The 22,078-nt window shown below is 66.2% G+C and carries 19 protein-coding genes; 16 read left to right on the forward strand and 3 right to left on the reverse strand.

What is annotated here, in order from left to right:
* Window positions 1–39 precede the first annotated feature (39 nt).
* The 6 genes from QP552_RS08660 (at window position 40) to galU (ending at window position 5,677) form a co-directional block, all read left to right on the forward strand.
* The gene (locus QP552_RS08660) at window positions 40–345 is read left to right on the forward strand and encodes an integration host factor subunit beta (protein ID WP_005409286.1); all 306 of its coding nucleotides are present in this window, start codon (window positions 40–42) and stop codon (window positions 343–345) included.
* A gap of 77 nt (window positions 346–422) precedes the next feature.
* Complete coding sequence (locus QP552_RS08665) at window positions 423–707, forward strand: LapA family protein (protein ID WP_106550992.1); 285 nt, start codon at window positions 423–425, stop codon at window positions 705–707.
* Between the two features lie 6 nt (window positions 708–713).
* Window positions 714–1,892: a lipopolysaccharide assembly protein LapB gene (gene lapB / locus QP552_RS08670; RefSeq protein WP_049428020.1), complete on the forward strand. Its 1,179-nt coding sequence runs from the start codon at window positions 714–716 to the stop codon at window positions 1,890–1,892.
* Between the two features lie 3 nt (window positions 1,893–1,895).
* Complete coding sequence (locus QP552_RS08675) at window positions 1,896–2,885, forward strand: glycosyltransferase family 4 protein (RefSeq protein WP_106550991.1); 990 nt, start codon at window positions 1,896–1,898, stop codon at window positions 2,883–2,885.
* Between the two features lie 3 nt (window positions 2,886–2,888).
* Entirely contained in the window at window positions 2,889–4,802 is a 1,914-nt protein-coding gene (locus QP552_RS08680) for a nucleoside-diphosphate sugar epimerase/dehydratase (RefSeq protein ID WP_286075587.1), read from the forward strand.
* The gene (gene galU / locus QP552_RS08685) at window positions 4,799–5,677 is read left to right on the forward strand and encodes a UTP--glucose-1-phosphate uridylyltransferase GalU (RefSeq protein WP_106551443.1); all 879 of its coding nucleotides are present in this window, start codon (window positions 4,799–4,801) and stop codon (window positions 5,675–5,677) included. The genes QP552_RS08680 and galU overlap by 4 nt, the downstream gene beginning before the upstream one ends.
* A gap of 460 nt (window positions 5,678–6,137) precedes the next feature.
* Here the strand turns inward: galU and QP552_RS08690 are convergent, their stop codons facing one another.
* From QP552_RS08690 to QP552_RS08700, 3 genes are all read right to left on the reverse strand, one after another.
* Window positions 6,138–7,346, reverse strand: coding sequence for an acetyl-CoA C-acyltransferase (locus tag QP552_RS08690; protein ID WP_057500646.1), 1,209 nt, complete (start codon window positions 7,344–7,346; stop codon window positions 6,138–6,140).
* Window positions 7,347–7,454: 108 nt separating this feature from the next.
* Complete coding sequence (locus QP552_RS08695; RefSeq protein ID WP_286075588.1) at window positions 7,455–9,827, reverse strand: 3-hydroxyacyl-CoA dehydrogenase/enoyl-CoA hydratase family protein; 2,373 nt, start codon at window positions 9,825–9,827, stop codon at window positions 7,455–7,457.
* Window positions 9,828–9,866: 39 nt separating this feature from the next.
* Complete coding sequence (locus tag QP552_RS08700; RefSeq protein WP_075674688.1) at window positions 9,867–10,520, reverse strand: TetR family transcriptional regulator; 654 nt, start codon at window positions 10,518–10,520, stop codon at window positions 9,867–9,869.
* A gap of 282 nt (window positions 10,521–10,802) precedes the next feature.
* Between QP552_RS08700 and ndk the strand changes: the two genes are divergently transcribed.
* The 10 genes from ndk to folD all read left to right on the forward strand — a co-directional run bounded on the left by ndk (window position 10,803) and on the right by folD (window position 21,876).
* On the forward strand, window positions 10,803–11,228 hold the full coding sequence (ndk, locus tag QP552_RS08705) for a nucleoside-diphosphate kinase (protein ID WP_008265389.1): 426 nt from the start codon (window positions 10,803–10,805) through the stop codon (window positions 11,226–11,228).
* 10 nt (window positions 11,229–11,238) lie between these two features.
* Window positions 11,239–12,444, forward strand: coding sequence for a 23S rRNA (adenine(2503)-C(2))-methyltransferase RlmN (rlmN, locus tag QP552_RS08710; protein WP_005409296.1), 1,206 nt, complete (start codon window positions 11,239–11,241; stop codon window positions 12,442–12,444).
* Window positions 12,431–13,216, forward strand: a complete 786-nt coding sequence (locus QP552_RS08715; RefSeq protein WP_049427441.1) for a tetratricopeptide repeat protein — start codon at window positions 12,431–12,433, stop codon at window positions 13,214–13,216. Before rlmN ends, QP552_RS08715 begins: the two co-directional genes overlap by 14 nt.
* 18 nt (window positions 13,217–13,234) lie before the next feature.
* Window positions 13,235–14,107, forward strand: a complete 873-nt coding sequence (locus QP552_RS08720) for a RodZ domain-containing protein (protein ID WP_286075590.1) — start codon at window positions 13,235–13,237, stop codon at window positions 14,105–14,107.
* A 65-nt stretch (window positions 14,108–14,172) separates the two neighbouring features.
* Window positions 14,173–14,811: a tetratricopeptide repeat protein gene (locus QP552_RS08725; RefSeq protein WP_043884373.1), complete on the forward strand. Its 639-nt coding sequence runs from the start codon at window positions 14,173–14,175 to the stop codon at window positions 14,809–14,811.
* Window positions 14,811–16,019, forward strand: coding sequence for an outer membrane protein assembly factor BamB (gene bamB, locus QP552_RS08730; protein ID WP_106549641.1), 1,209 nt, complete (start codon window positions 14,811–14,813; stop codon window positions 16,017–16,019). Before QP552_RS08725 ends, bamB begins: the two co-directional genes overlap by 1 nt.
* 15 nt (window positions 16,020–16,034) lie before the next feature.
* Window positions 16,035–17,432 carry a ribosome biogenesis GTPase Der gene (gene der / locus QP552_RS08735; RefSeq protein WP_106549640.1) on the forward strand — a complete coding sequence of 466 codons (1,398 nt, stop codon included), beginning with the start codon at window positions 16,035–16,037 and terminating at the stop codon, window positions 17,430–17,432.
* A 280-nt stretch (window positions 17,433–17,712) separates the two neighbouring features.
* Window positions 17,713–18,849, forward strand: coding sequence for a molybdopterin-synthase adenylyltransferase MoeB (moeB, locus tag QP552_RS08740; RefSeq protein ID WP_286075591.1), 1,137 nt, complete (start codon window positions 17,713–17,715; stop codon window positions 18,847–18,849).
* 223 nt (window positions 18,850–19,072) lie between these two features.
* Window positions 19,073–20,905 carry a monovalent cation:proton antiporter-2 (CPA2) family protein gene (locus tag QP552_RS08745; RefSeq protein WP_286075592.1) on the forward strand — a complete coding sequence of 611 codons (1,833 nt, stop codon included), beginning with the start codon at window positions 19,073–19,075 and terminating at the stop codon, window positions 20,903–20,905.
* Window positions 20,906–21,000: 95 nt separating this feature from the next.
* Complete coding sequence (gene folD / locus QP552_RS08750; RefSeq protein WP_010484605.1) at window positions 21,001–21,876, forward strand: bifunctional methylenetetrahydrofolate dehydrogenase/methenyltetrahydrofolate cyclohydrolase FolD; 876 nt, start codon at window positions 21,001–21,003, stop codon at window positions 21,874–21,876.
* Window positions 21,877–22,078 lie beyond the last annotated feature (202 nt).

Below are 22,078 nucleotides of genomic sequence, written 5' to 3' on the forward strand. Positions count from 1 at the left end.
GGCCGTTTCAGGCTGAGATGCCCCTGATGTGAGCCGGTAATGACCAAATCCGAACTGATCGAAATCCTTGCGCGCCGCCAGGCGCACCTGAAGGCCGATGATGTCGATCTGGCGGTGAAGTCGTTGCTGGAAATGATGGGCGGTTCGCTGTCCGCCGGGGATCGCATCGAAATCCGTGGTTTTGGCAGCTTCTCGCTGCACTATCGTCCGCCGCGCCTGGGTCGCAACCCGAAGACCGGCGAATCGGTTGCCCTGCCGGGCAAGCACGTCCCCCATTTCAAGCCGGGCAAGGAACTGCGCGAGCGGGTCAGCAGTGTGCTGCCGCTGGACGCCGATCCGGCCTGAGCCCCCCGTCGCGCCACCGCGTGCGAATCCAGCCGCGGGTCGGATAAGCTACGGACTCCTGCCACTGGAGCTGTCGCATGAAGGTCTTTCGTCTGCTGGTCCTGCTGGCGGTCCTGATCCTTGGGCTGATCATTGGTGCGGTCAACATGACCGCGATGTCGATCAACCTGCTGTTTACCCAATTGAATACCTCCGTCGGCGTGGCGCTGATTGCGGCCCTGCTGATCGGTGTCATCGTCGGTGCCGGCCTGGTGCTGGTGAGCGTGGTCATTCCGCTCTACAGCCAGCTGCGCCGTGCCAACAAGTCCGTGGCGGCAACGCCGGCCGCGGGTGTTTCCCCCCAATCTTTTGATGGACGCTGATCGAAGATGGATTTCGTCACCGAGTGGCTGTGGTTTTTCCTGTTCGTTCCGCTGGCCGCACTGGCCGGGTGGGTGATCGGCCGGCGTGGCGGCCAGCGCCACGGTGACAACCAGGTCAGCCGCCTGTCCAGCACTTACTTCCGTGGCCTGAACTACCTGCTCAACGAGCAGCCGGACAAGGCCATCGAACTGTTCCTGCACATCGCCGAGCTGGACAAGGAAACCTTCGAGACCCAGGTCGCGCTGGGCCACCTGTTCCGCCGCCGCGGTGAAGTCGACCGCGCCATCCGCCTGCACCAGGGGCTGGTCAACCGCCACGACCTGAGCGACGCGCAGCGCGTGCAGGCCCTGCTGGCGCTGGGCGAGGACTACATGAAGTCCGGCCTGCTGGACCGTGCAGAGACCGTGTTCACCGAGCTGGCACAGTTGGACCAGCGCGCCCCGCAGGCGCTCAAGCACCTGATCGGCATCTATCAGGCCGAGCGTGACTGGGAAAAAGCGATCGACAACGCCACCCGCTTCGAAGACGTCACCGGCGAGCCGATGGGCAAGCTGATCGGGCAGTTCGAATGCGAACTGGCAGAACGCTTCCGCGGTGCCGGCAAGCTGGAAGAGGCGAGGGCGGCGATTGCCCGCGCCTACCAGGCCGACGCCATGTCGGTGCGCGCCGGCATCATCGAAGGTCGCCTTGAGACGGATGCGGGCAACGCTGAAGCCGCCGTGCGTGCATTCGAACGTGCCGCGCGCAACGATCCGGAGTACCTGCCCGAGCTGCTGCCCGCGTTGATGGAAAACTACCGCAAGGTCGGCGATCTGGGGGGCGCGCGTGCGTTCCTGTCGGAAATGACCGAACACTACCGTGGCATCGCCCCGGTGCTGGCCCTGACCCGGCTGATGGAAGAGCAGGAGGGCGTGGCTCCGGCCCGAGCCTACCTTGGTCGTCAGCTCAAGGATCGTCCGTCGGTGCGCGGCGAATCCGCGCTGATCGACCTGACGCTGGCCGAGGGCGCCGATTCCACTGCGACCCTGCATGACCTCAAGCACATCACCGATCAGCTGCTGGTGCGCAATCCCGCTTACCGCTGCACCCGTTGCGGGTTCGGTGCACGCACCCATCATTGGCAGTGCCCGAGCTGCAAGGAGTGGGGCACGGTCAAGCCACTGCTGAACTACGCGGTGCTCTGATCCATGCCGTGGCTCGTGATGGGCGCGCTGCTGGGGCTGGCCCTGTTGAGTGCGGGGTTGACCTGGGCGGCACGGGGTTATGCCCTGCGCCAGCAACTTATGGACCAGCCCGGCGAGCGTCGCAGCCATAGCGTGGCAACGCCACGCGGTGGCGGTATCGCCATCGTCATCAGCCTGCTGGTCACCGCCGGTGCAGCGATGTGGGTCTGGCCCGAATCGACACCGAGCCTGCTGGTGGCCAGCCTGGGCCTGGTACTGGTGGCAGGCATCGGCTGGTGGGACGACCACCGGCCGTTGCCGGCCATGCGCCGCCTGCTGGTGCACTTCGTTGCCGCCGCGCTGCTGGCCGCCCTGGTCAAGGTGCACGGTGGAAGCTGGTTGCTGGCCGGGCTGGTGCTGGTATTCACCGCCTCGTTGATCAACATCTGGAACTTCATGGATGGCATCAACGGTATTGCCGCCAGCCAGGCCATTGTTGTCGCACTGGGCCTGGCGCCGGTGTTGCCCTGGCCGTATTCGCTGGCAGCGGTGGCGCTGGGGCTGGCCTGCCTGGGTTTCCTGCCGTTCAATTTCCCGCGGGCCCGGATCTTCATGGGTGATGTCGGAAGTGGCGCGCTGGGCTATGCAGTCGCCGTCGTCCTGGCCATCGCCGCGGTGCGTACCGATATCAACTGGATCCTGCTGCTGGTGCCGGCTTCGGCGTTCCTCGTGGACGCGGGCTTCACACTGGCGGCGCGCATCATTTCCGGACAACGCTGGATGGAACCCCATACCCAGCACGTCTACCAGCGGGCGGTGCAGGCAGGAGCCAGCCACGCCCAGGTGACAGGGATGTACTTTGCTTTGGGCCTGTTCAGTATTACAGTGCTTAATGTCTGCTCCAATTTGCAGCCGAGGTGGGAGGCTGTCCTGGCGGTCGCGTGGTTTCTCGCGCTGAGCGTCCTCTGGCTCCTCCTGCGCAATGGATTGCGTCACCGACAAGGAAATACCTGACTTATGGCTTCACCCTGGCGGGACAGAATTCTCGGCCTGATGCCGCGTTCGGCCATCGTCTGCCACGACCTGTTCATGGTCTGGGCATGCTGGCAGCTGCTCCACGCCGGGCGGTACTCGATCCTCCCCAACGCGCCCGCGCTTCCGCTCTGGAATGTCGACACCACGCTGGTGCTGCTGCTGCAGGGCCTGGTGTTCTGGCGCGTAGGCCTGTATCGCGGGCTGTGGCGCTTTGCCAGCGTCAGTGACCTGCTGAACATCTTCAAGGCCAGCTTCATCGGCCTGGTCGGCATCGTGCTGGTGCTGATGTGGAAGCGCTTCGACGGCGTGCCGATGTCGGTGCTGGTGATCTATCCGTTCGCGCTGTCGGCGCTGCTGGGCGCGCCGCGCCTGCTGTACCGGGCCTGGAAGGATTACCAGGCACTGCAGTCGGATTCGAGCGCGCGCCGCGTGCTGATCCTGGGTGCCGGGCAGGCCGCTGAGACCCTGGTTCGGGATCTGCGCCGCTCCGGCAACTTCGAGCCGGTCGGCCTGCTGGACGACGCACCGCACCTGCGCGGTGCCAAGCTGCAGGGCCTGCCGATCCTGGGCAGCCTGGATGATGCCCCGGCCGTGGTCCGCGAGACTGCAGCCAAGTTGCTGGTGATCGCCATGCCCTCGCTGGATGCCGCAGGCATGCAGCGGGTGGTCGCCATCTGCGAAAGCACCGGCGTGCCGTTCCGCACCGTGCCCAAGCTGAGCGACATCCTGCAGGGCCAGTCGCTCCCCGGCCAGCTGAAGGAAGTGGCGATCGAGGATCTGCTCGGCCGCAAGCCCATTACCCCGGACTGGAACCTGATCCGCGGCTGGTTGGGCGGGCGCACCGTGATGGTCACCGGTGCCGGTGGCTCGATCGGCTCGGAACTGTGCCGCCAGTGCGCGCGCCATGGCGCCGGCCGCATCATCCTGCTGGAGATCAGCGAGCTGCTGCTGCTGACCATTGAAGGTGAGCTGCGCCGCAGCTTCCCCGATATCGAGATCGAAGCGGTGCTGGGCGATTGTGGCGATCCTGCGGTGATCCGCCATGCGCTGTCGCTGCATCCGGTCGACACCGCGTTCCATGCTGCCGCTTACAAGCATGTGCCGGTGCTGGAGCGGCAGCTGCGCGAAGCCGTGCGCAACAACATCCTGGCGACCGAAAACGTGGCCCGCGCCTGCCTGGAAGCCCGCGTCGAGCATTTCGTGTTCATCTCCACCGACAAGGCGGTTGACCCGGTCAACGCGCTGGGTGCCAGCAAGCGCTATGCCGAGATGATCTGCCAGAGCCTGGACCAGAAGTCCACGCATACTCGTTTCGTCACGGTGCGCTTCGGCAATGTGCTGGCCTCGGCCGGCAGCGTGGTGCCGCTGTTCCGGGAGCAGATCCTGCGTGGTGGGCCGGTCACGGTCACCGATCCGGAAGTCAGCCGCTACTTCATGACCATCCCCGAGGCCTGCCAGTTGATCCTGCAGGCAGCGGCTTCGGCCTCGCACGGTGCGATCTATACGCTCGACATGGGCGAACCGGTGCCGATCCGGCTGCTGGCCGAGCAGATGATCCGCCTAGCGGGCAAGCAGCCGTACAAGGATGTGCAGATCATCTATACCGGCCTGCGTCCGGGCGAGAAGCTGCACGAGACCCTGTTCTATTCGGACGAGGACTATCGTTCCACCGCGCACCCGAAGATTCTCGAGGCCGGTGTGCGCATGTTCTCGCGCGATCTGGTGCTGGGCAACGTTCCACGCCTGCGCGAGGCGGTGTGCAGCTATGACACCGACAGCATCAAGGAAGTCCTGTTTGCGACGATGCCGGAGTTCTCTCCAATCGAACAGGATGCTTACATTTCATCCGCTAAAGTCGTGCCCTTTCCGGCACGCGAGGCCAACAGGCACCAATGAGCAAGCGAATTCGCAAAGCGGTTTTCCCGGTAGCAGGGCTGGGGACGCGTTTTTTGCCAGCAACCAAGACCGTGCCGAAGGAGATGCTGCCGATCATTGATCGGCCGCTGATCCAGTACGCAGTGGATGAAGCAATCGCGGCGGGCTGTGACACGCTGGTGTTCATCACCAACCGTTACAAGCATGCAGTCGCCGACTATTTCGACAAGGCCTACGAACTGGAGCAGAAGCTCGAGCGCGCTGGCAAGCAGGAGCAGCTGGAGCTGATCCGTCACGTACTGCCCAATGGCGTGCGCGCGATCTTCGTGACCCAGGCCGAGGCGCTGGGCCTGGGCCATGCGGTGCTGTGTGCCAAGGCCGTGATCGGCGACGAACCGTTCGCGGTGCTGCTGCCGGACGACCTGATCTGGAACCGCGGCGACGGCGCGCTGAAGCAGATGGCCGATCTCAACGAAGCCAGTGGCGCCAGCGTCATTGCGGTTGAAGATGTGCCGCACGACAAGACCGCCAGTTACGGCATCGTCGCGACCGAGGCCTTCGATGGCCGCAAGGGCCGCATTTCGCAGATCGTGGAGAAGCCGAAACCGGAGGACGCACCGAGTGATCTGGCGGTGGTCGGCCGCTACGTGCTGAGCCCGAAGATCTTCGAGCTGCTGGAGCAGACCGGCAGTGGCGCCGGTGGCGAGATCCAGTTGACCGATGCGATCGCCGAGCTGCTGAAGATCGAAGAGGTGGACGCCTATCGCTTCGAAGGCACCCGTTTCGACTGCGGCACGCACCTGGGCTTGGTGGAAGCGACGATCCGCTTCGCGCTGGACAACCCGAAGCTGGCAGGGCCGGCGCGGGAGAAGCTGGCGGCGATGCTGGCGGAATGAGGTTTTCAAGCGTTCCGTTCGCGGCGCCTTGACTGATACGTGGGGGAGGGGGCGGATGGCCCTCTCCAAAACACGCCAAAGCCCTTCCATGGTGCTCGATGGCGCCATCCATGGCGCCAACGGTTTTGGAGAGGGCCATCCGCCCCCTCTCGACAGTTTCCGTGCTACGCGGACGGGAAGGGCGGAATCAAGGGCAGGGGCAAAAGCAAAAAAGGCAGCCATTGGCTGCCTTTTTCGTTTCCGGAACATCTACGCATGGCGTGGATCTACCGCTCTTGCCTTTGCTCACCCTCCGCCGCGCGGAATGTTGGGTGGCGCGGGTGGGTGAGGCTGACCGGGACTGTCAGCGGCATGGATGCCGCTGCCAAGCCCCCAGGGACGGGTTCACGGCGTGTCCCGGGCAGCCTCACCCACCCGGGCCCCACAGCCAACCAACAATCAGCCGGCAACGCCTTGATCCTTACAGCGCCTCGAAAATACCCGCTGCGCCCATGCCGGTGCCGATGCACATCGTCACCATGCCGTACTTCTGCTGGCGACGACGCAGGCCGTGCAGCAGGGTCGCGGTACGGATCGCGCCGGTCGCGCCCAGCGGGTGGCCCAGGGCAATCGCGCCGCCCAGCGGGTTCACCTTGCTCGGGTCCAGGCCGCAATCGCGGATCACGGCCAGCGACTGCGCAGCGAAGGCTTCATTCAGTTCGATCCAGTCCAGCTGGTCCTGGGTCAGGCCGGCCTGCTTCAGCGCCTTCGGAATCGCGGCGATCGGGCCGATGCCCATCACTTCCGGGCGCACGCCGGCCACCGAGAAGCTGACGAAACGCGCCAACGGGGTCAGGCCGTAATCCTTGATCGCCTGTTCGGACGCCAGCAGCACCGCGCCGGCGCCGTCGCTCATCTGCGAGGAGTTGCCAGCGGTGACGGTGCCGCCGAACTGGCCGTTGCGGAACACCGGGCGCAGCTTGGCCAGGCCTTCAGCGGACGAGTCCGGGCGCGGGCCTTCGTCGGTGTCGGCGATCTTGTTGCGGGTGATGATGCGCTGGCCATCGGCCAGGTCCGGCAGGTGCGAGACGATTTCGTACGGGCTGATCTCGTCCTTGAAGTCGCCGTTCTGGATCGCGGCCATGGCCTTCTGGTGCGAGGCGAGGGCGAAGGCGTCCTGGTCTTCGCGCGAGACCTTCCACTCTTCGGCCACCTTCTCGGCGGTAATGCCCATGCCGTAGGCGATGGCCACGTGGTCGTTGTCGAACACGCTCGGCGCCATCGCGATCTTGTTGCCCATCATCGGCACCATCGACATCGACTCGGTACCACCCGCCAGCATCAGGTCGGCGTTGCCCAGGCGGATCGCGTCGGCGGCCTGCGCCACGGCCTGCAGGCCGGAGGAGCAGAAGCGATTCACGGTCTGCGCGGCGATGGTGTTCGGCAGGCCAGCCAGCAGCACGCCGATGCGCGCCACGTTCATGCCCTGCTCGGCTTCCGGCATGGCGCAGCCGATGATCGCGTCATCGATGCGGTTGACGTCCACGCCCGGGGCCTGCGCGACGACGCTGCGCAGCACGTGCGCAAGCATGTCGTCGGGGCGGGTGTTGCGGAACATGCCCTTGGGCGCCTTGCCGACCGGGGTGCGGGTGGCGGCGACGATGTAGGCGTCCTGGATTTGCTTGGTCATTGCAGTGATCTCTCGAAGTTTTTGCCGGTGTGCCCACCAAGGTGGGCACCTACCAGAGGCGGAGGGGTGTCCACCGAGGTAGGCACCCACCAAAAGCAGGGGTGGCGATCAGTTACGCAGCGGCTTGCCGGTCTTCAGCATGTGCGCGATGCGGGCCTGGGTCTTTTCCTGCTGGGCCAGTTCGACGAAGTGCTTGCGCTCCAGGGTCAGCAGCCACTCTTCGTCCACCAGGGTGCCGCGGTCGACCTTGCCGCCGCACAGCACGGTGGCGATGCGCTCGGCGATCTCGTAGTCGTACGGGCTGATGAAACGGCCTTCCAGCATGTTGACCAGCATCATCTTGAAGGTGGCGATACCGACGTCACCGGCGACCTGGATGCGGCGTGCCGGCAGCGGCGGACGGTAGCCCGCTTCGGCCAGGGCGCGTGCTTCGGCCTTGGCAATGTGCAGGGCTTCGTAGCTGTTGAACACCACCTTGTCGGTGCTGCGCAGCAGGCCCAGTTCCTTGGTGTTGACCGCGGAGTTGGACACCTTGGCCATCGCCACGGTCTCGAAGGTCTTCTTCAGTTCGGCGAACACGTCACCGCCCGGGCCCGCGGCCTGCGAGGCACGCACGGCCAGTTCCTTCAGGCCACCGCCGGCCGGCAGCAGGCCGACACCGGCTTCGACCAGGCCGATATAGCTTTCCAGGAAGGCCACGGTCTTGGCGCTGTGCATCTGGAACTCGCAGCCGCCGCCCAGGGCCAGGCCGCGAACCGCTGCCACCACCGGCACCAGCGAGTACTTGATGCGCTGGCTGGTGCGCTGGAAGTTGGCGACCATCTCTTCGAACTGGTCGACCTTGCCGGCCTGCAGCAGGCCGAGCGCACCGGCCAGGTCGGCACCGGCGGAGAAGGGTTCCTTCTGCTGCCAGATCACCAGGCCCTGGAAATCCTTCTCGGCGCGGCTGACGCATTCCTGCAGGCCATCGAGCACCTGGTCGGACACGGTGTTCATCTTGGTCTTGAAGCTGACCACGGCGATGCCATCACCGTCATGCCACATGCGCAGGCCGTCGTTCTCGAACACGGTCTCGCCCGGCGCGAACTTCTCGCCCAGCAGCGGATCCGGGAAGCGCTGGCGCTGGTACACCGGCAGCGACGAGCGCGGCAGCTTGGCGTTGCGCGACGGGCTGTAGCTGCCCTCGGCGGCGTGCACGCCGTCGCGGCCATCGAACACCCAGTCCGGCAGCGGGGCGTTGCTCATGCTCTTGCCGGCGACGATGTCATCGGCAATCCACTGCGCGACCTGCTTCCAGCCCGCGGCCTGCCAGGTTTCGAACGGGCCCAGCGACCAGCCGTAGCCCCAGCGGATGGCCAGGTCGACGTCGCGCGCGGTTTCGGCAATGTCGGCCAGGTGGTAGGCGCTGTAGTGGAACAGGTCACGGAAGGTCGCCCACAGGAACTGCCCCTGCGGGTGCTGGCTCTCGCGCAGCTTGGCGAACTTCTCGGCCGGGTTCCTGATCTTCAGGATCTCGACCACTTCCGGTGCGGCGGTGCGGTCGGCCGGACGGTAGTCCTGCTTCTCCAGGTCCAGCACCACGATGTCCTTGCCGACCTTGCGGAAGATGCCGGCGCCGGTCTTCTGGCCCAGCGCGCCCTTGGAAATCAGCGCGTCCAGCCACTTCGGCGACTTGAAGAATTCATGCCACGGGTCGTTGGGCAGGGTGTCGCCCATGGTCTTGATGACGTGGGCCATGGTGTCCAGGCCGACCACGTCGGAGGTGCGGTAGGTGGCCGACTTCGGGCGGCCGACCAGCGGGCCGGTCAGGCCGTCCACTTCATCGAAGCCCAGGCCGAACTGCTGGGTGTGGTGGATGGTGGACAGGATCGAGAACACGCCGATGCGGTTGCCGATGAAGTTCGGGGTGTCCTTGGCGTACACCACGCCCTTGCCCAGGGTAGTGACCAGGAATTCCTCCAGGCCTTCCAGAACTGCGGCATCGGTGGTGGTGGCCGGGATCAGCTCGGCCAGGTGCATGTAGCGCGGCGGATTGAAGAAGTGCACGCCGCAGAAGCGGTGGCGCAGCTGCTCGGGCAGCACGTCGGCCAGCTTGTTGATGCCCAGGCCCGAGGTGTTGGACGCCAGCACCGCGTGGTCGGCCACGAACGGGGCGATCTTCTTGTACAGGTCCTGCTTCCAGTCCATGCGCTCGGCGATGGCCTCGATGATCAGGTCGCAGTCCTTCAGCTGCTCCAGGCCGGATTCGTAGTTGGCCGGGGTGATGGCTTCGGCCAGCGACTTGCTGGCCAGCGGCGCCGGGCTCAGCTTGCCCAGGTTGGCGATCGCCTTCAGCACGATGCCGTCGGCCGGACCTTCCTTGGCGGGCAGGTCGAACAGCACGGTGTCGACGCCAGCGTTGGTGAGGTGGGCGGCGATCTGGGCACCCATGACGCCGGCACCCAGCACGGCGGCGCGGCGGACTAGCAGGGAATTGGACATGGTGTAGGGCCTTTGTTGGTCAGCAGTTACTGGGTGGAATCAAAGGGAAGCGGGCAGGGCGCTGGCGCGTGCGGCGGCGCGGAACCCGGCTTCGGCGAAATGGATCAGTTCGTGGGCGGCATGGGCACGATGCGCCGCTTCGGTGACACCGGCGGGACGCTTGATCAGCCCGAAGTCAGCCATCGCATAGGTCAGCGAGCCGGCCAGGAAGTCGAGGCGCCAGTACAGCTCCTCCTTGCTCAGGTCCGGCACGCATTCGCCGATGGCCTTGCCGAACGCACGCAGCACGTGGCCGTAGTGGTCGGACAGGAACTTGCGCAGGTTGTCATTCTTCTCGGCGTAGGCGCGGGCGATCACGCGCACGAAGGCGCCGCCGTTCTGGCGGTCCTGGGCCAGTGCCAGCGCCGGCTCGACAAAGGCGGCCAGCACCGGGCGCAGTTGGCCAGGGTGCTCTGCGCGGGCACGTTCCAGCTGTGACAGGCGGGCGCCGGTCATCTCGTCCATGCGGCGGCGGAACACCTCGTTGACCAGGTTTTCCTTGGAGCCGAAGTGGTAGTTGACCGCTGCAATGTTGACGTCGGCCTGGCTGGTCACCTGGCGCAGCGAGGTGCCGGCGAAGCCGTGCTGGGCGAACAGCTCCTCGGCGGCACCGAGGATCCGGTCCTTGGTCGAGAAGTGGGCGGGCTTGGCCATCGGTGGGCGGACCTTAATCAAACGATTGTTTGATACTAGAACCAGACGGTACCGTATGGCATTTTGCAGTGCAGCAAAATTGCCCGGACCGGTTACAGGGCATTCAGTAGTGCCAGCCCATGGCTGGCAACGGGGGCCGGCCTGCCAGCCATGGGCTGGCACTACTGAGCAGGATCTCTTACAATTCGCCTACGTTTATCAGGCTAAGCCCGCGTCCCGACGCGGGTTTTTTTCATGTTACCCTTCGGGCCATCAGCGGCCCGATTCCATTGGAGACATCCCATGGCGCTGGAGCGCACCCTTTCGATCATCAAGCCGGACGCCGTTGCCAAGAACGTCATCGGCGAAATCTACGCCCGCTTCGAGAAGGCCGGCCTGAAGGTCGTGGCCGCCAAGTACAAGCAGCTGTCGCGCCGTGAAGCCGAAGGCTTCTACGCCGTGCACCGCGAGCGTCCGTTCTTCAACGCGCTGGTCGAGTTCATGATCTCCGGCCCGGTGATGATCCAGGCCCTGGAAGGCGAGAACGCCGTCCTGGCCCACCGCGACCTGCTGGGCGCCACCAACCCGAAGGAAGCCGCCGCCGGTACCATCCGCGCCGACTTCGCCGAATCCATCGATGCCAACGCCGCCCACGGCTCGGACTCGGTCGAGAATGCCGCGATTGAAATCGCCTACTTCTTCGCCGCCACCGAAGTCGTTTCGCGCTGAGAGTAATGCCGTGAACGAGGTCGTACAGTCCCCCGCCATCCAGCCGCTGCCGAAGTCGGCACCCACGGCTGGCAAGCAGAACCTGCTCGACCTCGATCGCGCGGGCCTGGAGAAGTTTTTCGTCGAAGTCCTTGGCGAAAAGAAGTTCCGTGCCCATCAGGTGATGAAGTGGATCCACCATCGCTACGTCACCGACTTCGATGAAATGACCGACCTCGGCAAGGTCCTGCGCGCCAAGCTGCAGGCCCATGCCGAGGTACTGGTTCCGAACATCGTGTTCGACAAGCCCTCCGCCGACGGCACCCACAAGTGGCTGCTGGCGATGGGCGTGGATGGCAAGAACGCCATCGAGACCGTGTACATCCCGGACAAGACCCGCGGCACGCTGTGCGTGTCCTCGCAGGTCGGTTGCGGCCTGAACTGCACGTTCTGCTCCACCGCCACCCAGGGCTTCAACCGCAACCTGACCACCGCCGAGATCATTGGCCAGGTGTGGGTTGCCGCACGCCACCTGGGCAACGTGCCGCACCAGATGCGCCGCCTCACCAACGTGGTGATGATGGGCATGGGCGAGCCGCTGATGAATTTCGACAACGTCGTGCGCGCCATGAGCGTGATGCGCGACGATCTGGGCTACGGCCTGGCCAACAAGCGCGTGACCCTGTCGACCTCCGGCCTGGTGCCGCAGATCGATCGCCTGTCCGCCGAAAGCGACGTGTCGCTGGCCGTTTCCCTGCATGCGCCGAATGACGCGCTGCGCGAGACCCTGGTGCCGCTCAACAAGAAGTACCCGATCGCCGAGCTGATGGCCTCGTGCGCACGCTACCTGCGCGCCAACAAGCGCCGCGAATCGGTCACCTTCGAATACACCCTGATGAAGGGCATCAACGACAAGCCCGAGCATGCCCGCGAACTGGCCCGCCTGATGCGCCAGTTCGACAACGCGGTGCAGGCCAAGGATTCGGGCAAGGTCAACCTGATCCCGTTCAACCCGTTCCCGGGCACCCGCTACGAGCGTTCGGAAGAAGCGCACATCCGCGCCTTCCAGAAGATCCTGCTCGACAGCAACGTGCTGACCATGGTCCGCCGCACCCGTGGCGACGACATCGACGCCGCCTGTGGCCAGCTCAAGGGCCAGGTGATGGACCGCACCCGCCGCCAGGCGGAGTTCAACAAGACGCTGCAGGCGGGGAAGGGGAGCGATGCCGCGGCCTGACCGCCTCTGGCTGGTTCTGCTCGCAGGCACGCTGGCCCTCGCGGTCGGCGGCTGCAAATCCCATCCCAAGGCCAAGCTCGGCCCGAGCGAGGCGCCGGTCTACTCCGTCCGTGATCCGGATGGGGTGCGGCAGCAGGTGCGCTGGCAGGAGTTGCTGACCCTGGCCGGCCGCGACATCCAGGGCGGTAATCTCGATGCTGCCGAGCGCAAGGCGCGCGAAGCCCAGAAGCTGGTGCCCACGGCCCCCGACGGCCTGGTCCTGCTGGCGGGCATCGACGAGCGTCGCGGTCGCAGCCAGCAGGCCGGCGAGAACTTCCGCAAGGCCGCCGAGCTGGCGCCGCAACGCGGCGACGTGCTCAACAACTATGGTGCCTGGCTCTGCCAGCAGGGCCAGGCGGCCGAATCGCTGATCTGGTTCGATCGTGCCCAGCGGGCGCCGGGCAATCCCGCCGTAGCCGAAGCACAGGCCAATGCCGGCAGCTGTGCGCTGGATGCAGGCCAGTTCGAGCGTGCCGAGCGCGACCTGCGCGCAGCGCTGGCGACACTGCCCGGCAACCCGGTCGCATTGGAGGCCATGGCCCAGCTCAGCTTCCGCCAGGGCCGCTACATGGAGGCCCGGGCCTTCGCCGAACGTAGGATTGCGGCTGCACCCGCAACGCGTTCCGTGTTACAACTTGCGTCTCAAATCGAAGCGCGGCTGGGTGATCGGGCGGCATCTGACCGCTATCTTCAGCGCATTCGACAGGAATTTCCGCAGGAAGCGGGCTCCTAACTCCAGGGTTGATGCATTGTGATTGATGACCAGACTGTGAGCGCTCTCGAGACTGCGGCCGGCTGCGGCACCCGCCTGCGCCAGGCCCGTGAAGCGGCCGGACTGACCCTTGAGGATGTCGGCTCGCGCCTGCGCATGCCGGTCCAGGTGGTCAAGTCGCTGGAAGAAGAGCAGTGGCAGAAGCTGGGCGCGCCCGTCTTCGTGCGCGGCCAGCTGCGCAGCTACGCGCGCCTGCTTGATGTCGACGTGAGCCAGCTGCTCGAGCAGGCCCAGGTGGGTCCGGTGGTGCCGCCCACCCTGGTCAGCCATACCCATACCCCGCGTGCGCGCCGCATCGCCGAGAACCTCGGCCGGCGCGTGCTGTATGTCGGCATCACCGCCGTGCTGGCCGTGCCGGTGTGGTTCGCCACCCGCGGCCATTTCGATGGCAGCGCCACGCCGTCGCCGAACACCGCCTCGCTGGACGCGATCCCGGCCGCTGTGCCGGTGGCCCCGTCCGCTGCGGGTGCCGAACCGGCAGCCCCGGTTGAAGTCGCGAGTGCCCCGGCCAGCAAGCCGGCCGCAACCCCGTATGTCGCTTCGCTGTCGCCGGTGCCGCGTTCGGCACCCGCTGCGCCCGCGGCTGCCAATACGCTGGAGATGCAGTTCAGCGGCGACAGCTGGGTCGATATCGGTGGTCCGGACGGCGCCACCGTCGAGAAGGCGCTGATCAAGTCCGGCGAGAGCCGCAGCTTCACGCCGGGCCAGGTGACCCGGGTGACCCTGGGCAACGCCTCGGCGGTCCAGGTTCAGCAGAACGGCGCTATCGTCGATCTGACCCCCTACCAGCGAGCCAACGTGGCACGCTTTCAGGTATCCTCTGAAGGCTCCGTAGTCCCGGTTTCGCACTGAGGCGCGGTTTCACCACCTTCGATTAAACCCAATGGTCCCTCCCGATGGGCGGGGCGAGAGTACGCATGGCGATCGACGATCTGCTCGACGAGCACGAACAAAGTGAACGCGTCCGCAGCTGGCTGCGGAAGAATGGCGCCAGCATCCTCGGTGGCGTAGCCATCGCGATCGGTGCCATTGCCGGCTGGCAGTGGTACCAGAAGGATCAGGGCGGCAAGCTGGCCTCGGCCAACGTGGAGTACCAGAAGGCGCTGGTCGGCCTTCAGCAGAACAAGCTCGACGATGCTGCCAAGGCCGTGAAGGCGCTCGAAGCCGGCCCGTCCAGCATCTACGGCGACCTCGCGGCGCTGCAGCTGGCCAAGGCCCAGGTCGACGCCGGCAAGAATGAAGAAGCGCTGGCCACCCTGCGCGCCGTGAAGGTCGAAGGTGACCTGCAGCGCGTGGTCGACCAGCGTGTGGCCCGCCTGCTGGTGGCCACCGGCAAGAGCGACGAGGCGATCAAGCTGCTGGGCAGCGCCACCGACAGCAGCAGCCTGGAAATCCATGGCGATGCGCTGCTGGCGCAGGGCAAGCGCGATGACGCCCGTGCACAGTACGAGAAGGCGCTGAAGTCGCTGGACGTGGCAGCGCCGCAGCGGCGCCTGCTGGAAACCAAGGTTATGGATGCCGGCGGCACGGTCGCCGCCCCTGCGGAGTCGGTTTGATGAGTCAGAAGGTCATGATCACCCGCGTCGCCACCGTGCTCCTGATGGGCATGGCCCTGACCGGCTGCAGCACCATGAAGGGCTGGTTCGCCGGCAAGGACGCGGCAGCGAAGAAGGCCCAGGAGCCGGCTGAGCTGGTCAAGTTCGAGCCGAGCGTGAAGGTCAACAAGGCCTGGTCGGTCAACCTCGGCAAGGGCGAGCGCCGCATCGGCGTGCGCCAGGGCCCGGCCGTGGCCAATGGCCATGTGTTCGCCGCAGCGATCACCGGTGGCGTGCATGCCATCGACCTGCAGACCGGCAAGAAGGTCTGGACCTGGGAGCCGCAGAAGGAAAAGAAGAAGCCGAAGCTGCGCCTGTCCGGCGGCCCGGGTGTCGGTGAGAACCTGGTCGTGATCGGCACGCTCGATGGCCAGGTCATCGCGCTGGACATCAACGACGGCAGCGAGAAGTGGCGCGCCCGTGTTCCGGGTGAAGTCATTGCCGCGCCGGCCGTGGCCCAGGGCCTGGTGTTCGTGCGCAGCAACGATGGTCGCGTCACCGCCTTCGATGCCGGCAACGGCACCCAGAAGTGGTTCAACCCGAGCGAACTGCCGGCGCTGACCGTGCGCGGCAACGCGCCGGTGGTCACCGGTCCGGGCGTGCTGTTCATCGGCAAGGACGAAGGCGCGGTTGCCGCGATGGCCATGCAGGATGGGCGTACCCTGTGGGAACAGAACCTTGGCAACGGTGAAGGCCGTACCGAGCTGGACCGCATGGCCGACGTCGATGGCGCTCCGGTGCTGGAGGGCAACACCCTCTTCGTGAGCAGCTTCAAGAACCAGACCATGGCCATCGAAGGCCCGACCGGTCGCCCGCTGTGGGCGCGTGACCATGGTGGTGCAGGTGGCGTGGCGGTGTCGTCGGGCAATGTGTTCGTCACCGACAACAAGGGTGGCGTGTTCGGCCTGGACAAGGCGACCGGCGCTGCCATGTGGTCGCAGACCGAGCTGGCGCGTCGTTCGCTGACCGGCCCGGCGCTGCACGGTGATTACGTGGTCGTCGGTGACTACAAGGGATACGTGCACTGGTTGAAGACCTCCGATGGTGCGATGGCGGCACGGGCGAAGAGCGGCGGCGACGCCCTGCTGGCCCAGCCGGTCGTCGTAGACGGGGTGCTGCTGGTGCAGAACGTTGATGGCAAGCTGACCGCCTTCCGGTTGGCAAATTAAATTGGAGTAATCGCGATGCTGCCTTTGGTCGCCCTGGTTGGACGGCCGAATGTCGGCAAGTCGACTATTTTCAATGCGCTTACGCGCACCCGTGACGCGCTGGTCCATGACCAGCCCGGCGTCACCCGTGACCGCAACTATGGCGTCTGCCGCCTCGACGAGGACAACCATTTCCTCGTCGTGGATACCGGCGGTATCGCCGGTGAGGACGAAGGCCTGGCGGGCGCTACCACGCGCCAGGCCCGGGCTGCCGCGGCCGAAGCCGATCTGATCCTGTTCGTCGTGGATGCCCGCGAGGGCACCTCGGCGCTGGACGACGAGATCCTGGCCTGGCTGCGCAAGCTGTCGCGCCCGACGCTGCTGCTGATCAACAAGATCGACGGCACCGACGAGGACAGCGTGCGTTCGGAGTTCGCCCGCTACGGCTTCGGCGAAATGCTGACCGTCTCGGCCGCACATCGCCAGGGCCTGGACGACCTGCTGGACGAAGTGATCCAGCGCCTGCCGGAAGAAGGCAGCGGCGAAGAGCTGGACAACGACCCGAATCGCATCCGCATCGCCTTCGTCGGTCGCCCGAACGTGGGCAAGTCGACCCTGGTCAACCGCATCCTCGGCGAGGAGCGCATGATCGCCTCCGATGTGCCGGGCACCACCCGCGACTCGATCGCAGTGGACCTGGAGCGCGACGGCCGCGAGTACCGCCTGATCGATACCGCCGGCCTGCGCCGTCGTTCGCGCGTGGACGAGGTCGTCGAGAAGTTCTCGGTGGTCAAGACCATGCAGTCGATCGAGCAGTGCCAGGTGGCCGTGCTGATGCTGGACGCCACCGAAGGCGTGACCGACCAGGACGCGACCGTGCTCGGTGCCGTGCTCGACGCCGGCCGCGCGCTGGTGATTGCCATCAACAAGTGGGATGGCCTGACCGAGTACCAGCGCGAGCAGGCCGAGACCATGCTGTCGCTGAAGCTCGGCTTCGTGCCGTGGGCCGAATCGGTGCGCATCTCGGCCAAGCACGGCTCGGGCCTGCGCGAGCTGTTCCGCGCCGTGCACCGCGCGCACGAATCGGCGAACAAGACCTTCACCACCAGCGAAGTGAACAAGGCGCTGGAAGTGGCCTACGAGACCAACCCGCCGCCAACCATCCGCGGCCACGTCTCCAAGTTGCGCTACGTGCACCCGGCCGGCGCCAACCCGCCGACCTTCATCGTGCACGGCACCCGCCTGAAGGAGCTGCAGGAGTCGTACAAGCGCTACCTGGAGAACTTCTTCCGCAAGCGCTTCAAGCTGATCGGCACGCCGGTGAGCTTCATCTTCCGAGAGGGTGCCAACCCGTACGAGGGCAAGAAGAACGTCCTTACCGAGCGGCAGATCAAGGCCAAGCGGCGCTTGATGAAGCACGTCAAGGGCAAGTGATTCACGAAAAGGCGGCCGCAGGGCCGCCTTTTTCGTTTGAACGCCGCGACGGGGTAACGGCGATGGCGTGACATTGATGGGGCAGTGGCGGCGGGCTAACCGCGACTGGGTAACGGCGACTGGGTAGGGTCGACTGGGTAGGGTCGACTGGGTAGGGTCGACTGGGTAGGGTCGACTGGGTAGAGTCGACTGGGTAGAGTCGACTGTTAGTCGACTACCGCGCGAAGCGCGGGGTTTCGGCATTCCACGACACCCCCGACGGCCGATCTACAATGGGTGCATGAGCATTCCCGAGCTTTCCCCGCAGCAGGCGCATGAACGCCTCGCCCACGGCGCCGTGCTGATCGATGTGCGCGAGGCGCAGGAACGGGCCGGTGGCATGGCCGAGGGCGCGCGTGGCGTGGCCAAGGGTGAGCTGCAGGCCAACCCGGCCGTGCATCTGCCGGCGCAGCACCAGGAAATCCTCCTCATCTGCCAGAGCGGCAAGCGCTCGGCCGATGCTACGCGTTTCCTGTTGGAGGCTGGCTACACAAACGTCGCTTCGGTGACGGGCGGCACCGTGGCCTGGCGCGAGCAGTCGCTGCCGTTGGTGCAGCCGCTGGCCAGCGCTGCCGACCGCGATTTCTTTGATCGCTATTCGCGGCATCTTCTGTTGCCACAGGTAGGCGAAGCTGGCCAGCGCACGCTGCAGCAGTCGCGCGTGCTGGTGCTGGGCGCGGGTGGGCTGGGTGCCCCGGCTGGCTTCTACCTGGCCGCCGCTGGGGTAGGGCACCTGCGCTTCGCCGACCACGACCGCGTGGAGCGCAGCAACCTGCATCGGCAGATCGTGCATACCGAGGCCAGCGTCGGCCAGCTCAAGGTCGACTCCGCACGCGAACGGTTGCTGGCACTGAATCCCTCCATCGAGGTCGAAGCGGTGCCGGAGCGGGTCACCTCCGAGAACGTGGATGCGCTGCTTGAGGGCGTGGACGTGGTGCTGGACGGCTCGGACAACTTCCCGCTGCGCTACCTGCTCAACGACGCCTGCATCAAGCACGCCAAGCCGCTGGTCTATGCCGCCATCGAGCGCTTTGATGGCCAGGTAAGCGTGTTTGACGCTGGCCGCCAGCGTGGCGTGGCGCCGTGCTACCGCTGCCTGTTCCCGGAGCCGCCGCCGCCGGAATTTGCGCCGAACTGTTCCGAGGCGGGGGTGCTGGGGGTGCTGCCTGGGTTGGCGGGCGTGCTGCAGGCCACCGAGGTGTTGAAGCTGCTGCTGGGCATCGGTGAGCCGCTGGTCGGCCGCCTGCTGCGCTTCGATGCGCTGGGCATGCGCTTCCGCGAGACCGGCATCCGCCCGGACCCGCAGTGCCCGGTGTGCGCGCCGGGCGTGCCGTTCCCGGGGTATATCGATTACGCCGCGTTTTGCCGGGGCGGGTGATTGCCGTAGGTAGCGCCGGGCCATGCCCGGCGGGCAATTACGCGTGGGATGTAAAACCGCCGGGCACGGCCCGGCGCTACCGTCGATAGATTCGGGATGATGCCGGGGGTCATTCCCTGCATCGTTCCACCTCCAAGACAATCCGGCGCAACATGCGTGCTATTGCCGTCATCGGCATTGCTCTATTGTTGAACCCGATTCTGGATCTTGGGGAAAACACCGCATGGCGGTAGAAGCAGCGACCAGCGAGCTGGTCAAGGTCGTGGCCCTGTTGGGTGCGGCGGTGGTGATGGTGCCCCTGTTCCGCCGGGCCGGCCTGGGCTCGGTACTGGGCTACTTCGCCGCTGGCCTGGCGATCGGGCCGTTCGGGCTGGGCTGGTTCTCCGACCCGCAGGCCATCCTGCATACCGCCGAACTCGGCGTGGTCATGTTCCTGTTCGTGATCGGCCTGGAAATGCGGCCCTCGCACCTGTGGAGCCTGCGCAAGGAAATCTTCGGGCTGGGCACGCTGCAGATCGTCACCTGTGCGCTGGTGCTGACCAGCATCGCCAAGCTGTTTGGGTTGCCCTGGCAGGTGGCCTTCATCGGCGCCACCGGCTTCGTGCTGACCTCCACCGCGGTGGTGATGCAGCTGCTGGCCGAGCGCGGTGACATCGCGCTGCCGTCGGGGCAGAAGATCGTCTCCATCCTGCTGTTTGAAGACCTGCTGATCGTGCCGTTGCTGGCGCTGGTGGCGTGGATGGGCCCGAGCGCGGGCAGTGCCGATGGCGAGGGTTCGCGCTGGCTGTCGGTGGCGATCGGTGTCGGCGCCATCGTCGGCCTGGTGCTGGTCGGCCGCTTCCTGCTCAACCCGCTTTTCCGCGTGCTGGCCGAGTCGAAGGCGCGCGAGGTGATGACCGCTGCCGCGTTGCTGGTGGTGCTGGGTGCGGCGCTGCTGATGCAGCTGTCGGGCCTGTCGATGGCGATGGGCGCGTTCCTGGCCGGCGTGCTGCTGAGCGAATCCACCTTCCGCCACCAGATCGAAGCGGACATCGAACCGTTCCGCGGCATCCTGCTCGGCCTGTTCTTCCTCAGCGTCGGCATGGCGCTGGACCTGGGCGTGGTGGCCGGCAACTGGCAGCTGATCCTCGGCCTGGTGCTGGCGTTGATGGCGGCCAAGGCGCTGTGCATCTACGTGGTGGCGCGCATCATGGGCAGCGACCATGCGCAGGCGCTGGATCGCGGCGTGCTGATGGCGCAGGGCGGCGAGTTCGCCTTCGTGCTGTTCTCCGCCGCGGCATCGGCCGGCGTGATCAACATGGAGATCAATGCCAACTTCACCGCCGTGGTGGTGCTGTCGATGGCGCTGACCCCGCTGGTGGTGCTGCTCTACAAGCGCATCGCGCCGAAGCCGACGGTGAACATGGACGGCGTGGACGAGGCCGACGGCCTGTCTGGCAGCGTGCTGCTGATCGGCTTCGGTCGCTTCGGCCAGGTCGCCAGCCAGTCGCTGCTGGCGCGCGACGTGGACGTGACCATCATCGACAACGATGTGGAGATGATCCAGAGCGCGGCGCGCTTCGGTTTCAAGATCTATTACGGCGATGGCACCCGCCTGGATGTGCTGCATGCCTCGGGTGCAGCGACTGCACGTGCGATTGCGGTGTGCGTGGACAAGGCCGAGGCCGCAGACCGCATCGTTGAACTGGTGGCGCACGAGTTCCCGCAGGCCAAGCTGATGGTGCGCTCGTTCGATCGCGAACATTCGCTGCGATTGATTCACGCCGGTGTCGATTTCCAGATCCGCGAGACGTTTGAGTCGGCGGTGCTGTTCGGCCAGGCCGCGCTGGTGGAACTGGGCGCGGATGAGGATGATGCGGTGGAGATTGCCGCCGAGATCCGTCGTCGCGATGCCGAGCGCTTCGAGCTGGAGATTGCTGGCGGTGGTTTGAATGCCGGCGCGCGGATGATCTATGGCAACGCCCCGCAGGGCGTACCGACGCCGACGCCGTTCACCGCCCCGAAGCGGGAGAGCAAGACGCTGAACCCGCAGGATGTGCCGGAAGAGGAAGAATGAGGTGCCGCGCATCGCGGTCGCCCGGATTGGCGGTGGGCGAGGGCGCCTGAATCGGGGACAATAGCGTCCCCGCCGCCGCCGTCCCCCCGCTCCCGATGACCGATTCCGCCCCCCAGCATCCTGCCCGCATCCTCGATGGCCGCCGCATCGCCGAGGACCTGCTCGACAGCCTGAAGGTGCGCGTCGACGCCCGCGTGGCCGCCGGCGGCAGCCGCCCAGGCCTGGCCGTGGTGCTGGTGGGTGGCGACCCGGCCTCGACCGTGTACGTGCGCAACAAGCGCCGCGCCGCCGAGAAGGTCGGCATCGAGGCGCATGACTACGATCTGCCGGCCGGTACCACCGAAGCCGAGCTGCTCGACCTGATCGACCAGCTCAACGCCGATCCGAAGATCAACGGAATCCTGATCCAGCTGCCGCTGCCGGGCATCCCCGATGCGCGCCGGCTGATCCAGCGCATCGATCCGCGCAAGGACGTGGACGGCTTCCACCCGGAAAACGTCGGTCACCTGGCCCTGCGCGAGTTCGGCCTGCGCCCGTGCACCCCGCGCGGCATCACCACGCTGCTGGGCCACACCGACCAGCCGGTGCGCGGCCGCAACGCCACCATCGTGGGCGTGAGCAACCACGTCGGCCGCCCGATGGGCCTGGAACTTCTGATTGCCGGCTGCACCGTCACCAGCTGCCACAAGTTCACCCCGAAGGACGTGCTGGAACAGGCCGTGCGCAACGCCGACATCCTGGTGGTGGCCGTGGGCCGCCCGGGCATCGTGCCGGGCGAGTGGGTGAAGCCGGGCGCGGTGGTGATCGACGTGGGCATCAACCGCTTGGATGACGGTCGCCTGGTGGGCGATGTCGGGTTTGAGGCGGCAGCCCAGCGGGCCAGCTGGATCACCCCGGTGCCGGGTGGCGTCGGCCCGATGACCGTGGCCACGTTGATGCAGAACACGCTGGAAGCGGCCGAAGCCTCCTGAGGGTAGCGCCGGGCCATGCCCGGCGGATGTTTGCGGCGCCGCTGCGCTCGCCGGGCATGGCCCGGCGCTACCGGGGTTGCATTGATGCCCCGCGATTCCCGCCGACCCGCTCCTGGTAGGTGCCAACCTTGGTTGGCACGATCCGTCCGGCACCTAGACCCCAGATGGGCCCATGGACCCGATGGATGTGTGCCAACCAAGG

The organism is Stenotrophomonas sp. 59, from assembly GCF_030291095.1.
Classification (GTDB): Bacteria; Pseudomonadota; Gammaproteobacteria; order Xanthomonadales; family Xanthomonadaceae; genus Stenotrophomonas; species Stenotrophomonas maltophilia_Q.

Excerpts from the sequence above, each read along its gene's own strand:
- QP552_RS08660 (WP_005409286.1), top strand. The coding sequence starts at position 40 with ATGACCAAATCCGAACTGATCGAAATCCTTGCGCGCCGCCAGGCGCAC.
- QP552_RS08665 (WP_106550992.1), top strand. The coding sequence starts at position 423 with ATGAAGGTCTTTCGTCTGCTGGTCCTGCTGGCGGTCCTGATCCTTGGG.
- lapB (WP_049428020.1), top strand. The coding sequence starts at position 714 with ATGGATTTCGTCACCGAGTGGCTGTGGTTTTTCCTGTTCGTTCCGCTG.
- QP552_RS08675 (WP_106550991.1), top strand. The coding sequence starts at position 1,896 with ATGCCGTGGCTCGTGATGGGCGCGCTGCTGGGGCTGGCCCTGTTGAGT.
- QP552_RS08680 (WP_286075587.1), top strand. The coding sequence starts at position 2,889 with ATGGCTTCACCCTGGCGGGACAGAATTCTCGGCCTGATGCCGCGTTCG.
- galU (WP_106551443.1), top strand. The coding sequence starts at position 4,799 with ATGAGCAAGCGAATTCGCAAAGCGGTTTTCCCGGTAGCAGGGCTGGGG.
- QP552_RS08690 (WP_057500646.1), bottom strand. The coding sequence starts at position 7,346 with ATGACCAAGCAAATCCAGGACGCCTACATCGTCGCCGCCACCCGCACC.
- QP552_RS08695 (WP_286075588.1), bottom strand. The coding sequence starts at position 9,827 with ATGTCCAATTCCCTGCTAGTCCGCCGCGCCGCCGTGCTGGGTGCCGGC.
- QP552_RS08700 (WP_075674688.1), bottom strand. The coding sequence starts at position 10,520 with ATGGCCAAGCCCGCCCACTTCTCGACCAAGGACCGGATCCTCGGTGCC.
- ndk (WP_008265389.1), top strand. The coding sequence starts at position 10,803 with ATGGCGCTGGAGCGCACCCTTTCGATCATCAAGCCGGACGCCGTTGCC.
- QP552_RS08715 (WP_049427441.1), top strand. The coding sequence starts at position 12,431 with ATGCCGCGGCCTGACCGCCTCTGGCTGGTTCTGCTCGCAGGCACGCTG.
- QP552_RS08725 (WP_043884373.1), top strand. The coding sequence starts at position 14,173 with ATGGCGATCGACGATCTGCTCGACGAGCACGAACAAAGTGAACGCGTC.
- bamB (WP_106549641.1), top strand. The coding sequence starts at position 14,811 with ATGAGTCAGAAGGTCATGATCACCCGCGTCGCCACCGTGCTCCTGATG.
- der (WP_106549640.1), top strand. The coding sequence starts at position 16,035 with ATGCTGCCTTTGGTCGCCCTGGTTGGACGGCCGAATGTCGGCAAGTCG.
- moeB (WP_286075591.1), top strand. The coding sequence starts at position 17,713 with ATGAGCATTCCCGAGCTTTCCCCGCAGCAGGCGCATGAACGCCTCGCC.
- QP552_RS08745 (WP_286075592.1), top strand. The coding sequence starts at position 19,073 with ATGGCGGTAGAAGCAGCGACCAGCGAGCTGGTCAAGGTCGTGGCCCTG.
- folD (WP_010484605.1), top strand. The coding sequence starts at position 21,001 with ATGACCGATTCCGCCCCCCAGCATCCTGCCCGCATCCTCGATGGCCGC.